The organism is Catalinimonas alkaloidigena (genome assembly GCF_029504655.1).
Classification (GTDB): domain Bacteria; phylum Bacteroidota; class Bacteroidia; order Cytophagales; family Cyclobacteriaceae; genus Catalinimonas; species Catalinimonas alkaloidigena.
In genome coordinates, this window is record NZ_JAQFIL010000003.1 from 31,558 (window position 1) to 46,444 (window position 14,887).

The 14,887-nt window shown below is 39.5% G+C and carries 14 protein-coding genes; 3 read left to right on the forward strand and 11 right to left on the reverse strand.

Annotated features, from left to right (window positions below; all coding sequences use genetic code 11):
• From OKW21_RS31810 to OKW21_RS31860, 11 genes are all read right to left on the reverse strand, one after another.
• Positions 1 to 756 (reverse strand): hypothetical protein, encoded by a 756-nt coding sequence (locus OKW21_RS31810; protein WP_277488035.1) that lies wholly within the window; start codon positions 754 to 756, stop codon positions 1 to 3.
• A gap of 97 nt (positions 757 to 853) precedes the next feature.
• Positions 854 to 2,101 (reverse strand): hypothetical protein, encoded by a 1,248-nt coding sequence (locus OKW21_RS31815; RefSeq protein ID WP_277488036.1) that lies wholly within the window; start codon positions 2,099 to 2,101, stop codon positions 854 to 856.
• 26 nt (positions 2,102 to 2,127) lie between these two features.
• Entirely contained in the window at positions 2,128 to 2,961 is an 834-nt protein-coding gene (locus tag OKW21_RS31820) for a hypothetical protein (RefSeq protein WP_277488038.1), read from the reverse strand.
• A gap of 12 nt (positions 2,962 to 2,973) precedes the next feature.
• Complete coding sequence (locus OKW21_RS31825; protein WP_277488040.1) at positions 2,974 to 3,582, reverse strand: hypothetical protein; 609 nt, start codon at positions 3,580 to 3,582, stop codon at positions 2,974 to 2,976.
• A 13-nt stretch (positions 3,583 to 3,595) separates the two neighbouring features.
• Complete coding sequence (gene traM / locus OKW21_RS31830) at positions 3,596 to 4,591, reverse strand: conjugative transposon protein TraM (RefSeq protein ID WP_277488041.1); 996 nt, start codon at positions 4,589 to 4,591, stop codon at positions 3,596 to 3,598.
• A gap of 1 nt (position 4,592) precedes the next feature.
• The gene (locus tag OKW21_RS31835) at positions 4,593 to 5,441 is read right to left on the reverse strand and encodes a DUF4138 domain-containing protein (protein WP_277488043.1); all 849 of its coding nucleotides are present in this window, start codon (positions 5,439 to 5,441) and stop codon (positions 4,593 to 4,595) included.
• 91 nt (positions 5,442 to 5,532) lie between these two features.
• Positions 5,533 to 6,147 carry a hypothetical protein gene (locus OKW21_RS31840; protein WP_277488045.1) on the reverse strand — a complete coding sequence of 205 codons (615 nt, stop codon included), beginning with the start codon at positions 6,145 to 6,147 and terminating at the stop codon, positions 5,533 to 5,535.
• 2 nt (positions 6,148 to 6,149) lie between these two features.
• Complete coding sequence (locus OKW21_RS31845) at positions 6,150 to 7,397, reverse strand: hypothetical protein (RefSeq protein WP_277488047.1); 1,248 nt, start codon at positions 7,395 to 7,397, stop codon at positions 6,150 to 6,152.
• On the reverse strand, positions 7,397 to 9,853 hold the full coding sequence (locus tag OKW21_RS31850; protein WP_277488049.1) for a VirB4 family type IV secretion system protein: 2,457 nt from the start codon (positions 9,851 to 9,853) through the stop codon (positions 7,397 to 7,399). The genes OKW21_RS31845 and OKW21_RS31850 overlap by 1 nt, the downstream gene beginning before the upstream one ends.
• Complete coding sequence (locus tag OKW21_RS31855; RefSeq protein WP_277488051.1) at positions 9,813 to 10,145, reverse strand: hypothetical protein; 333 nt, start codon at positions 10,143 to 10,145, stop codon at positions 9,813 to 9,815. The genes OKW21_RS31850 and OKW21_RS31855 overlap by 41 nt, the downstream gene beginning before the upstream one ends.
• A gap of 8 nt (positions 10,146 to 10,153) precedes the next feature.
• A complete protein-coding gene (locus OKW21_RS31860; RefSeq protein ID WP_277488052.1) occupies positions 10,154 to 10,528 on the reverse strand; it encodes a hypothetical protein in 375 nt (124 codons plus the stop codon).
• Positions 10,529 to 10,886: 358 nt separating this feature from the next.
• On the opposite strand from OKW21_RS31860, the gene OKW21_RS31865 reads away from it, so the two are divergent.
• From OKW21_RS31865 to OKW21_RS31875, 3 genes are all read left to right on the forward strand, one after another.
• On the forward strand, positions 10,887 to 12,608 hold the full coding sequence (locus tag OKW21_RS31865) for a toprim domain-containing protein (RefSeq protein WP_277488054.1): 1,722 nt from the start codon (positions 10,887 to 10,889) through the stop codon (positions 12,606 to 12,608).
• Positions 12,609 to 13,348: 740 nt separating this feature from the next.
• Positions 13,349 to 13,930, forward strand: coding sequence for a hypothetical protein (locus OKW21_RS31870; RefSeq protein ID WP_277488056.1), 582 nt, complete (start codon positions 13,349 to 13,351; stop codon positions 13,928 to 13,930).
• A gap of 87 nt (positions 13,931 to 14,017) precedes the next feature.
• Entirely contained in the window at positions 14,018 to 14,878 is an 861-nt protein-coding gene (locus OKW21_RS31875) for a DUF932 domain-containing protein (protein ID WP_277488058.1), read from the forward strand.
• Positions 14,879 to 14,887 lie beyond the last annotated feature (9 nt).

Consider the following 14,887-nt stretch of genomic DNA (forward strand, 5'->3'; position numbering starts at 1 on the left):
TTACTCCATTAACTTTTTGGTAAATAGATATTGACCTATCCGGTTTTTATGAAGTCTTTTTATAGTGTGCTTTGCTTCGCTTTCTGCCAGAAGAATGCTGTCACTTTTTTCAATAAATTCATAACTCATTGTAATGTAGCGTTGTGCAATGCGCTGATTTCGGATACGCTCGTAATCACTCATGGCAAAAGCTTTATCTTGATGCACTTTCTGAGAAAGCTCCATTCCTTTCTCCCGGTATAGATCAGCCCATTTCCGGTAGGTATGTGCAGCCTGAGTAGCACGTTTACCGACAAATTCCTGCAAGTAAAGCCGAAAGTTACGATTGTCTGCGATACGTTGTTCCAGTACATTGGATGTTCCAGGCAGAGGCGCTGCAAAGTACATTTTATCAGCGAGCTCCCGGGCAGCTTCAGCCACATCTGGATGCTTATAAAGGTTGTTCAACCTTTCACCATATTCCTGATCAAGTGGCTCAGCTACATATGCATCTACATCATGCTTGATATTATTAATCTCAATCAATTCATTCTCAATTGAGGCCATCTTCATTCCGATGACACTTTGTGCCATGTATTTTGCCTGGTCAATACTGTCCTGAAGAGCGTATATTTTATCATAGGTTTCGTCAATGACATCTTTGGTCTTCTCTATTTTCTTCCAAAGCACAAGTTCGCCCAGGCTTTGTGCGGTGTTGTTGATCTCTTCTTTACGGTTTTTCTTGTCCTTAACTATCACTACACATTGATTGCTCATAAGCAAAATGGTAATCATGCAGTACCCGAGAAGCTTAACATGGATGACTTTCATAAAAAAAATATCTAATTAGATAATTAGGTAATTAAACGATTAACTAAAAATAATCTTCCAGTCTTCTGAACAGTGCTTTTTGCTTTACATAATTGTCTTTCATTAGGGCAACAGAATTTATGAAGCTATCAGAAAGCAGGCGTTCAGCTTTTGACTGTAGTTGTAAACTCTCGTGGAAATATGCATTGGCAATTTCAGCTGTGTTGATTCTTTCAGCATCATCCATTCTTAGTTTATCTTTGTCTTTTAACTTTTGGTTAAGATCCTCCCCATACCGGCGGTAGCGTTGGGCAAGCTCACGATAGGCAAGTGCCAGCATTTTCTTTCGTTTATTAGCCATTTCAACAAGGGTTAGGCGGTTGGTAGCCATATTCGTAGATAGCGTTTGGAATTGATCATACTGTACTGGTATATTAAGTTCAGTGTCCAGCAAATTAATTTGCCGATAAAGGTCTTTTCCTGCATGGAAAGTGGCTTTTCCAGATTGGTAAATCTCCTGAAGAGCATGGGCATAGCTTAGCATTTCATCAGGGACTTCTAAGGCGAGGCTTTGCATTATCTCCCAATCCATAGCCGACATTTTGAGAAATCGGATGATGCCTACCTGCTTTAGCAGCTCTATTTTTTCGCGCTGAAGCTCATATTTACCCTCAGCATTCTTCTTAAAGAGGGTTTGCATGACATTCTCGGCAGCCAACTTTACCCAGTATTTGAAATTCTTTTTCCCTTCCTGTTTCTTTTTAGCCCTTTTTTCAAGAGGATCCAGAACTGGTATCCCTCTTCCTTGAGGTATAACCTTATCTAACAAAGCTGAATTCTTTTCCTTCAAGGCTTTCAACATAGGCTCTAACTCGGTATACAATATATTCAAGGCTGCATCAACACCTGTCTGTGTCAGCTCATCATTCAGATTTTCTGTCCAAGCATTTAGACGGTCATAATAGTCTGATTCGGATTCGAATAATAATTCTTCTTCTTCCTTATCGAAAGTAATACCTCCCTGATGCTGCGGCATAGTGATATCCTGTTCATTAGCATATTGGTAAGCTTGATTCATCATATCATCCACACCTTCTTTGCTATAGTAATGTTTGTATTCATCCTTGAAAGCTTTTTCCCAATCTTTCCCTTGCCAGTCACTCCAGTCAAAATCTTCCAAAAGAGAATCACTTAGGTTTAGAGTGTCTTTTCCATCCTCAGGCAGCCAGTTAAATGGATTAGATTGATTTTCCTGAGCTGTTAAGCATATAGGAATCATCAGGAAATGGATAACCAAGATTAGTTTATGCATGGCTACTCTTTAGTTTGACATCTGCTCTACTCACCTCCAAAAAACTTATCCATAGCGGTATACTGTTGGTACATATGCAATGTCTCTTGTTGTACTGGTGCTTCACGGCTTATTTCTTTTTCTATCAGCTGATCGCACATTAGTCGTAGCTCCAAAGCCTTTCTAACATAAGAAGCGGTAGTTTCCAAAAGCTGTATTCTATCCGCTTCATTCATCTTAAGTGTAGAGTTTTCTCCATCGGTAGACCTACTCTTGTGAAGCAATTCATTTAGCTGTTCTGCTTTAGTTAACATCACTTCAGCTACCTGGTTATAGGTGAGGGCAATCTGGATACTTTTTCTGGCAGAAGCATAAGCGAATATTTCCCGGTTGGCCAGCTTATTACCAATTACGTTTTGCAAGGGAGGCAAATCATCAGGAAGTTTTTCGTCAAAATCAAAGCCAAAAACCTGATGAAGTACTTCCGAACCTAAAGAAGTGCTGGCATTCCCATAGCCTTGTATCATAGGGTGATCGCCGGGGAGAATGCTGCTAACATAATGATTTAGATCAGTAGAAACCTGGGCGGTGGCATCCATTTCAAATTGGATGTTGCTAATGCCTAGTTTATCGCTTTTGATTAAAGCTTTCACCTCCCATAAAGCATCATCTATGGTTTGCTGCAGTTCACGTATGTTCTGTACTGTATTCTTAATGTCTGAAGCAATTTCATTGGCATCTTTAATAACACTATTTGTTTTAGCTAGAATGCCTCCGTTGGCAATGGTAGCGGCGATATCTCCGGGATCAACAACTATCAACTGAGCTTCAGCCAATGTAAAGCAGCCCAGGGAAAATAGTGTACAAATGAGTTTCTTCATGTTCTTAATAATTTACTTTGCAGGAATAAATTGAATGGACAAATCAGGAAGTTCACGTTTTGTAAAAGAACCTTTAATATTGATGGAATCAGGAGATAAGCTTTTAACCTTCCACTCCATGGAATATCCTAAATATCCAGATCCTGATAGGTTAACTTTGAAACCCAAAAACTGCTGTAATGCCTGATTATTTCGGAAATCAGCCTGTGCCACTGTAAGTGAATCATTAAACTCCAGGTAAATCCCTTTTTCTATATGTGAGGGTTCTTGAGGATCACAGCGTCCCTCTTGTCCCAAAAATTCAATTGGGACATTGCCATATTCAAATCCAAATGAGTAAACATCATCCAGTCGGCAAGGGGGCAGTTCAGCATACAGGTCTGTGATCTGAGCAGAATCTAAGTTGTACGGATCTTCAGAAAGCTCAGCAACGACAGTGGGCTCAGCAAAGGTCAGCTGATTAAGCTTCCATCGCTCATTTTGAGCCGAAAAAAAGGCTTTTCTCTCCTCTGGACTATCTAGTTGGTCTCTTGTATCTGGTTTTGGGGCTTCTTCACCCTGGCAGGCAAGCATAATACAGAAGTAAATGAGATAGGAGTATCTTAAAAACAGTTTGTTCATATCTGACAAATATTTATCCTTTGGCTAAATAGACTTTATAACCATCATTGAGTTTGACCGTTCTCTGCCTCTTGCGTTTGTTGCGGATGATGGATTGAGTGACATCCTGTAAAATTTCATAAGGCAGGGCCATAACAGAGCGTCCGGCGGAACGATATACAGTATTATTGGAAGCCTGTTCCATGTCCTGATTTTTAGATTTATCAAGGATAATACCATGAGAATAATCCGTGTCATATACCTCATAGTTTACATCATGACGTTTAATACGATCGATTTTAACTTTTATGGCATTTGAACTCATGCTGATTTTTCCGGTAAATACAGTTCCTTCAGGAATAGCAAATTCCTGTAGTTGTAAGGGTTCTCCCAAACGAAGCTTGATAAATGAACCTGGCTCTACCTCCTGATCGCCATAGATATAGGCTAAAGTATATTTTAGTTCAGCATGACCAGCCAAGCTGATGGAAGCAAAAGGATTCTGTTTTACTTCTGGTATTGAATCAGTTTGTACAGTGTCTGATTTATGTGCTACTTTTTTTGTAGCAATAACTTTTTTTCTTCTTACCGGTTTTTCATAAGTAGATTTTCTAGACTTTGAATTTTGTATGTTATCCTTTTTCCGGGGCTCTTTTGCAGGCTGTTTCTCTTCATCTGAATATGTAGCTTGCCCAAAATCTACCGACACCACATCCTTTCCACTGACAATATGCTCATATCTTCCCATTCGTTTTACCTGGTCTTTTTCAAAAATCTTATCCTGGAATTGCTTCAGCCTGCTTTTGGACTTTTGACCTTTGTAATCTTCGCGGGTTACTGTTTCTCCGTAATTAACACCCAGTTTTATCTTGTTTTGTATCTGATGCTGATAAAGCAAAAGCAGTGCAATCAGGCCAATAAACAAACAGACTATGGGCAACCAAAGGATATATCTGAGCAAAAGTTTCTTTGCCCTTATTTTGAAAGGTTCTTTTGCCTGGTATTTCTCCGGATTTTCAATGCGTTCCATCTTAAAACAGGTCAGCAGTATTCATTAAACGAGGTGGAATTTCCAGTTGCAAGGAGCGGATTCCTGATGTTTCACGTATAGTCACCATCACTGCTCCTTGATCTCCTACCGCATACACAGGAATAGCGATATAGTAATCGTGCCAGCCGTAAGGCTTAACATCAGCAATATTTCCTTCTATCAGAGGTACTACCGTTACCTTATTGACTTTCTTTCGGCTCAACAGTCGCTTCCGATAAAATTCAGCGTTTTCCACGCTGAGGCTTTCCATTCGATAAACAAGGGCAGAATTGTTCTCCAGACGTAGTTTTAGATAAATGGCGGAATTGTCCACTTTAAGATTCATTAGTGACCAACTCACCTTGTTATTGGAAACACCAATATCAAAAACTTTCCGCTTGTCATCATCCAAAGAATACAGACGATCTTCTATTTGGCTGATATCCACTTCCGGTACATAATTTTCCCGATTATAGGAAGCCGCTTTGTTCAGGGTTTTGTCTCTGAAATCATACAAAATTTTCTCATGCCTGGATTTAAAGCACACTATACCAGCAAAAACTTTTGAACCTGCTGAAATAAAGATAGTTGTTTCGGCAGCTTCAGGTGATCGTGCTTTGATGTACACTGTGTTCTTTTCTGCTTTGGCTCCAAAATCTTTGACCAAAACCACATTCTCTTCGGGTAAATGATCGGCGAATTCTCTTTGGCCTCCAAGATCCAGCAAGCTTACGTTTTCATCAAATACCAAATAGGTGTTTTGCTGGTTGTTGACGTAAATAGTATCGCTGGCATTTGCTAAAAAAGTATTGAATAAAAGAAACAGAGTGTAGTAATAAATTCTTTTCATGTGTTTATAATTTATTTTCAGCGGTCACATGGAACGATCCTGGGTAATCATGACTCTGTGTGAGAAAGTTGCTCATGGCTCGTTTTACCACCTATTCATTTTCGGATTTATACTGATTGTAGGGTACAAAATCCAGGTCAGCGATTTGTAAGCCAAAAGGATTCTGTTCATTACGGTACGTTTTAACGATATTATATTTTAATGCAATGGCGAGTTCTGTTTTCAGTTCAGAGCCAATGTAATGACGTTGCTTAAAGTATGCTCTGGCCTGAGCTGGTAGTCCGTTACTCAAAATTTTCACTGAATCTATAAAAACTTCAGTTCTTGAGCCCCAACGGATATAATTGTCTTTAACCTTTCCCTTGTCAAATTGCTCTACCACCATCAATCCACTGGGTTCATCCACAAGGTGCAGGGCATCATCTAAATGTCGGTCGTATGTTTCGGCATCATGGGCAAACATACTTTTGATGAATATTTCAGAGAGGTATTTAGATTCAAATGGGGTTACATCTCTTTCCTCAGTAAGGTAAGCTGATAGTGTGCCGTTATCAGTCACCACATACACCTGGTCATTTTTGGTATCCACCAGTTGTTTGTACTGGAAATAATAAATGACTGTCGCCGAGATAAACCCCAGGATTGAAACAAGGGTTACAGCTTTCATGGTCCTAAATGCCCGGTTGTAATCTTTAATTTTTTCCATTTCTATTTTTTTGTTTTTGGTCCTATCAAGTATTTAGGCTTTCTTTCGCTGGGTGGTAAAGTCCGTGGTGCCTTTAGCTTTTCGTTCACTGACGGTGACTGAATTCTGTCAGCTTGCTTGCCATCCAGCATAGGGTTATGCGAAACCTGCTTAGTATGGCTTGAACCGTAAAAGACTCTGCCAGGAGTACTGTTGCTACCAGATACTACATTTCTTGTACGGACTGGACTGACAGTATAATTTTTATTGACATCAGGATTTCGTTGTGTTCCCATCATTACTAATCCCGAATGACTGCGGTTCCCTCCTCCCCCACTGGGAGCAATAGGTTTGTGAGCTGACCTGTTTGCTGCCCCAGTAGCACTTATGGCTTTTGAAGCACCTCCTGATGCTGCTAAACGTCCTACCCCTACCGCTGTGGCCAGAGGCGCCATAACCATTTTGGAGCCGGACATGGCTACAACTGTTTGGCCTATGGCCAAGGAAGATAGATAAGGCACAAAAAAGTACATTATAGCAGAGAGAGCTGTTAGTAAGCCGATGGTCATTTCTTCGTCACCACCAAAAGCGATATCAGCCAGAATTTGGACATTTAGGGCCTGCATTATCGCATCCAGTAAAGCAAGTGTCACATTCCAGTAGCATACAACTATGAAGTTTTTTATCCAATGTGCGGCCATGCCCTGAAAGCCGGGAATCAAACTCAGTACCAGTGGAATTGGTCCCACAATGAGCATGTATGCATACACAAAATTTTTGAACACAATCATGCCGGCACGAATAAACACACTCAAAGCCTGCCAGCTTAGAGCTGTAGCAAGTCCCCACCAGTTTTGAATCCAGTCAAATGGATTAGCTTGATCAGAAATGTAGCCTGCCCAGTTTTGGACGAGCTCCCACATACTTTGCTCTTCTCCTTCAACCCCTAGTTTTTCTTTTAGTGCTTTCCAGATATTGGTAAGCCTGAATGAAAGTTCAGCTTCTCCTCTGATATATTCTGCCAAACCAAGAAAAGCATCACCTATCATGGGAATGATCTCTCTATAGGTAAGTAGCCCAATGATTATTAAAAAAATGGGGACAAATTGAGGTATTGTGAACCTAAACCTATAGGACGTATAACTCTTGAAAATCTCCACAAAGATACGCAATGCCAGAAGTACCGAGGCAAAACTGAGTGCAGCCTTATTGGATAGAGCCATTAGTCTGGCCACCATATCACCTAATTGCCAATCTGCAAAAACATCCATTAAGCCACCGATATTTTCTGTGCTACAAATTCCTCTAAAGCCAATGCCTGGCTACCATATTTTTTCATTAGCCTTCTAAACTCATTTCTTTCTTTAGGCTTGGAAGAAAGCACTGCTGCATGTTGCGGAGGCGCTTCCAGAGCGTATACCCTAACGTCTTCCCCAGTCTTGACCAGAATGTCTCTAAATTCTCCACCATCCCTAAGAGAAAACAACAACTCCCTTGCATGATTAGTAAAACCTAGTGCTGAGGCAGCTTCCTCAGCTAGCTTGGCGTCTGTATGTCGCAAGATTACTTTGGTTGCAGCATTAGCCAGAATAGCCTTATGATGAATACTACTTGTTATGTCGTTGATATTCTGGGTGATGATCCAAATAGAGCCATTCAATTTACGGATGGTACGAAACATCGCCTGCATAAAATCTCCTAAGGTGCCTTCCAGCATAGACCATGCTTCATCTATGTAGATAAACTTCTCATCATCTGGAAATCTGTCTAACTGATCAAGAACCAACTGGATGATAAGTTGGGTAACAATGGGATAAATCATTTCTTTCTCCTGAATACGAGCTAGGTCAAAGCAAATCAGTGGATATTCGCTTAAATCTCTCTGCTTTTCTCCATTGAGCAGCTCTTTCATAGGTCCATTGTAAAACGGCCGTAACACACGAAGAAACTCTACAATGTCAAAGTACTGAAAGTCTGCCTGAAGATCTTCGTTGTGAGCAGCGGTTTTGCGAAGTTCCTGACAGAACTCGTAAAATGTACTGAACTTTGCAGGAAGCTTATGTTCGCTGATATGCGCATAGTAGCTGATCAGAATTTCCAGTAAGATACTCTTCTCAATATTTTTGATAGAATTGACAGCATCTACTCCTTTCCACATCGTACTCAGCAAGCTTAATAGGAAATCCAGTTTATCATCACCATAGATGTACTTTCCATGCTCATCCTGGGTCACCTGAAATGGAGCGAAAGCCATGGGCTTTTGAGGATCATACTCAAAGTACGTATCTTCAAACTGTTCCCCATTAAGCATCAACAAAGTATTTCGGTAAGTGCCTCCTACGTCTATGATCACCTGCCGGGCTCCACGTTCCTTGCGCTGAATCATAAAATATCCATTGGTAAAGGATTTACCCCCACCAGTCTCTCCTACAATAATGGCATTTTGGTTGGTAAGGCTGGTATTAAAGAAATTTACACGTACGGGATTTCTAAAACGGTCACATAGCATATCTCCTTGTGTCGCACTGCGGGTGTTGCCTATAAAATTAAAATATTTGCTGGCCATTTCATCGCTCATCAGCATCCACCGATAATTATTATAGGCATTACCCGGTGTGTTAGCAAAATAAAGGGCTAGCGTATCAGAGCTTTCTACAATACATTCAGAATTGGCAATGCTTCTCATATCCCGCTTAGCCTGTTCCAGGTAATTCTGACGTATCGCCGAGTTTGAGTCATATACCATCACATTGACAGAAACAGAAGCCAACCTGTGACTGCTATTGCGTATCATAGCAGTGAACTCTTCAATATTGCCTCCTGCCAAATCATTGTCTTGTGTTCCCATCCAATCCATGGTAGAATTCCAGAATCTGTTCTGGTCCAGTCTGCTTAATTCCTTTTCTGTGTTTTCTATTTTTATTGTAGTGGTTGTAATATGGGGTATCTGCATGTAGTTACCCAGGAGGTAAGTATATGGTGCGGTAACCCCATGCACGTTCATTACAGCATCTTCTATAAAATTTCCCCTGCTCCGCATAGAGATCAGATTTAATCTCTTCTCTCCTACTTGTATGCCATCCAGGTCTGCAGATACTGCACATGCTAAATTTTGGTGGTTATCCTCTTCAAAATTTAGCGTGTAATACTGGGAATACATGATTTTAAGCTCTTTCTCTCTCATCCTGCTGAATGATACACCATGAACCCCCTGTAGACCATTTATAAATTCAATAGCTTGTAATTCCACGCTCTCTAAAGCTTCCTCAATTTGCCCAAAAACATTGCCTAACATACTTTTTGATGCCAGCAAGAGGGTATTGAATGGATGTATGCTATTTCGTTTTATTTTCTGAGGTGGAAAACTGATGAACAGATATCCTTTATGATTCAATGCCATACTGTGCGCAAAATGTTGTTGTGTTTTCAGCTCAAAATACTCTCTTGCATCAGCATCACCCTGGTATTCCTCAAAATAGTAAACATCAGTTTTTTGAAGAACTGCTTCTTCAGGAAAAGAGGAAAGTTGCTGGGCCAGACTATTGTTAAAAGAAGCATAATCCGCTGCTGACCAAGTTTCCATTTCGGCAGCATGGATACAAAATCCCACTGCCACATGGCCGTCACGAAATACTACTTTATCGTTTTCAAAGCTAAAAATAGGAATAGCTTCTCTAAGATCTCGTTCATCTCTTCTTCTTTTGGGTCGGTTGATGAGGTTGATCATGTTGAAAAAGGTTTGGTCTAATGATATATAGTTTTTTAGGAGTCAATAGCCAGGCTACCCGACTGTGTAAATACATGGGGGCTTTCTGTTTATTGGACCTCCTGAGCATAATGAAAAGTACAACTGTAACCAGCAGTATGATTGGATACACCAGTTTGGGCAATACTATCCAGTTACGTAGCAGGTTGACTACAAAGAAAAGTACCATGGAAACCGATAGGAATACTCCCCAATCTTCAAAAGAGATTCCAAAGATTCCTGTCGGTTTATCAAGTCTCTTATAGCTATTCATATCTGAAATTAATTACCTCCATTAATGCCTTGAACTGAAAATTGGTCTGTACCACCAAAGTAGCTAAATATCTCATCCTTATAAGTGGTATAAGCTCCCCAGAGCAGCAAGCCAATGAAGAGGCCAATGGTATAATCCTTCCACTGAGGATTCTTAGTAAAAACAAACCATATAACTGCTATTAGAGCCAATCCGCAAGCCACTGGAAAAGCAATGTTGATCAGTTGTATTATGGTTTGAGAAATACGATTGGCACCTGCTACTATGCCCTGCGCATGTGCAGCTGTTGAAAGGGTTAACATTAAAAAGCTGAATGCCAGTAATGCGCGTGAGAAAGATTTGATTTTTTTCTTTTCAGAGATACTAATCAGAAGTTTCTTCATGATGTTGCTGTTTAAGTTGTGATTGAAATTGATGAAAAGTTTTAAGCCGTTCTTTCATATTGGAATGCGCTTTTTCCTGAAAGATTTTCGCATAGGCTTTTCTATGCTTGTCCTTAACTGAGATTTTTTGTTTCCCCAGATCTTCGTCGGAACAGCGGTAACAAATTCTCTTTACGTTATGGCAATTCCTTACTTTTTTCTTATATATGTTCCACATTTCAATAAATACTATTGAAATTATTTGCAAGGTATCAAAAAATTATTGGGGTCAAAAAAATCATTAAAAAAAGTTGTTGTCTGATCACCCTTTCTAAACCGAGTGGTACCTCAAGCATGAACTCTATAAAATGTAACTTCTATGGAATACTCATCATTTCGCGATGAACTAAACTATTACAAGGAGAATATTGACATTCGCGACTATCTGGAAACCTCAGGTTATACATTGGATAAAACCAGGGATACAGCTCGCTACAGAGCTTATTCTCATCAGGAAAACGGCGATAAAATATACATTCCCAGAAACAGCAAGTATGGTGTACCCAATTACTACGTGAACCAGTTTGACAATGATGACAAAGGAACTGTGATAGACTTTGTGATGAGCCGTGAACAAAAATCATTGAATGAAGCAAGACTTACACTCAGGGATTTTCAACAAGGTTATGTACCCTCAGTGAAACAACAACAAACTGTACCTGTCCATGAGGAAAAGAACACAGAAGAACGCCGGCAGTATATGGTGGAAAAAATTGCGAAAGAATATCCATCTGGATTGGATGATGAATACCTGGAGAAGCGGCTGCTCTCTTCTGCTACTCTTCATCACCCTGCATTCAAAGGTAAAGTAAAATTAAACGAGGTTTCTGAAGACAAATGGATTGTATTCCCTTTGGAAAATGAACATGGTAAGCCAACAGGTTTGTCTATGAAAGGAAATGGTAAAGAAAGAATATTGGGCGAGAAAAGCGGAGTTTGGATATCCCATCCCAGAGTGCTAGGTAAAAATGTGGATCAATTGGTGATTACAGAACATCCAATTGATGCCATGAGTTACCATCAACTTCACGGAAGTTCACCCCAAAACCATAATGCTGTATATCTGGCTACCGCTGGCAATCCATCACATAAACAGCTTGAGGTAATTCAATCTAAGGTAAATGAACTACAACCCAAAGAGATTGTACTGGCCAACGATAATGATAAAGCCGGACATCAGTATGATGAAAAATATCAGGAGAAGCTGCAATTTGGTAATGCACACACTAGAATAGAAAAATCTCAATTCAAGGACTGGAATGCTGACCTTTATGCTACAACACTTTATCAAGTACGACTTTTAGACCGTACAATTAATAATCCTAGTCATGTACGGCTGGAAAACAAAACCAAAGCCAGTCCGGAACTTGAAAAAATATTAGAGGATAAAAAATATAAAGAACTTAGTGCAGATCAAAAACAGCACCTTCCCTCCTATTTTATTGAGCGAACCATAGAGGGTAAGAAGGTAGAATTTTCTTTAAAAGAAGTAGCTTTCATCAACAATGATCAAAAGTTGGAAACGCGATTGGATAATCATGTTGGTAACAAACAGTTTGACAAAGAATTTGTAGCGAAAAAAACAAAGGATGTCGAGGATAATGCAGTATTGAATAAAAATCAGGAGAAATCCTTAAAATCAGGTGATACCTCAGAAATTAGCAAAAAAAGAATCAATCAAATTCATGAGCAAAATGATAAGGGACAGCAAGCAATTCAGGAAGCAGACAATTATATCAAGGACCAGGCTCCAAACACCCAAAAGTTTGCTGAACAGCAAAACAGAGATTCTGACAAAATTGATGATTTTATGACTACACAGAAAAGATATAATCATCAGATAGATACTTTGCAGCAACAGATCGCTGGTAAGCCAGCGCATGAAGAAATGTCACGCAAGCTGCATTATTATAAAAACTACCCCCACCTCAACGACCAGGAAGTAGAAACCTATATTTCTATTGAATACAAAATGAATACTCAACAACAAGGGCATACTAAAAGCCTTGGAGAGCAAAAAGATCGTGAAATCGGGATGTAAATATTTGAAAAGTAAAGTCTCATTAATTTTTTAACCTATCTACCGGATTGACAATGGCTGCTATGATACAATGGTAACTAACAGTCAATAGTCTGATGAGAAAGGAATCCAAACCTGCAATTACAAATATCCAAAAAGCTACTTCTGTTCGGTAGGTATCTTTTATAGTCATCCTTGCAAAAAGTGATAAGCCAAAAGAATAGTGATGAAACTTGTTATCAGTACCAAAACCACAAAGTCTTTGGATAGCAAGTGCTATTACTGAGGTACAGTGTTCCCCAATACTTTTCGGGGGCCTATCTCTTTTGCTCGTGACACAACTATATAAGCAGTTAAACCTCACAAACCAACAAGAGATGAAAATAGCCAGATGATATGTGGCTTACCCAAGGGTCGGGCTCTCGCTACTCGCTTCCAGCCGCACATAGCCAATACGAGCTCAGACAATAGCTCCATCCCTAAGCCGGGGGGCGCTAAAACAAAAGGGATAAATATGCAAAAGGTATTCCAGATGGGCTATTTCAGTTAAAATTATTTATCCTTTTTCATCATAATCTATTTAACAAAAAGCTAATTTTCATCCTTTTTGGGTTGATTATTATCCTAAATAATCATATATTTAAGTATTGATTCGGAGATGAGTATAGGAATTATGAAAACATAGGATAATCAAAAATGGCAAAGCTGAACTCCTTTTTTTTTAATAAGTAATTTATGTTTAACCAAATAAATAGTTTACCATGAATCAATTTGAAGAAAACACCCAAACCGCAGAAGTACATGAAGATGTACAAACAAACACCAAATCTTCAGTAGCTAACAAACATGAAGAGGAAAGCGAGTTGCAGGTACAAGCCAGTACTTACGACTTTGAAGAGTATCAACGTCTGGTAAGTGAGGCAGAAGATCTAAAAAATAAGAAAGGTAAGGTCTCTATCGTGCCCAAGTATTATGAGTTTAAAACTTCATTGGGGGATGTTATGAAAAATGCCGAAAAGAAGAAGGGAAAAGATAGAGAACAGTATCTGGAAATGGCTTTGGAAGATACTAAAACACAAGGTTTTTATGAAGGCATACATGAGCTAGAAGTTTCTAGCATTGACAAAGAAAGTGGGGAAGTGTTGACTAGTAAGCGTCAGGCTGTTCGTTGGATAGGCGCAGAGGGATTGTATATCAACTTTGGCAAACAATTAATTAACGCTTTTCAGCGTGCAGATGTCCCCCTGGGCACTCCGGTAGAAATTCAGTTTGTACGTGAAGAGAAAGTTAAGAGCAAAGAAGGTGCTACTGTTAAGATTTATGAAATTTATCCATTAATCTAAATTTAACTAAAAAGGGGTAGTTGCCATTCGCAGTGGCTAGCTACCCCTATGTTTAACCTGGGCAATAAGCCCAAAATTAGTTTACCAATGGCAAATATAGTAAAAACATATAATTACGAACAAGGCAAAGAAGCTGTATTAAATCCTACACTCAGTTGGGAAGTAGAGGAGCAGGCCATTTATGATGGAGAGGGTAACGTTATTCCCGAATGGAAGTCAATCCGCCGCAATGACGATATGACCTGTCTAAATATCTGCAAAGGCTCCTACACCCCTACCCCCAACCAAATGTTAGCAGAATGTGCAGAAAAATTAGCTTCGGAAACAGGTTTTGAAATTGCCGGATTTGATACATACCAGAAAGGAAGAAAGGTACTGGCATTTTTACAGAACCCTGAAGAAAATGAAATCGCCGGTTACAAGCTGAAAGATTATTTATTGATTGGCAATTCACATGATTACAGCAGTGGTTTCTGGATTGGAAATACTACCATGATGCTTCGTTGCAGCAATCAGTTTACTAAACGTAATCAGCATTTTAGCGTGAGCCATACCACCAACAGTAAAACAAGAATAGATAAACTATTGCGCAGTTTTGATGCCTACTTGCAGCAAAATAAACTGATGTATCAAGAGTTTGAACGCTTCGTGAATGTGCCCATAGAACTATCCACCATAGATGAAGCAATTGCAGAAGTGATGAATATTTCAGCAAAAGAAAAGGTTAGCACACGCAAAAGACATCTTTACGAACAAGCTACAGCTAGTATTCACAGAGAATGTTTTGAGCTTGGAAAAAATTTGTGGGGTCTGTTCAATGGTTTTACCCATTTTACGACTCATGTGAAAAAGGCAAAGGAGAAAACTTTTGGAAATGCTTTGGGAGGTATGGCTGAGATCAACAGTAAGGCTTATCAATACTGCGGGTCAATTGCACATTTAAATTAACCTCACAAA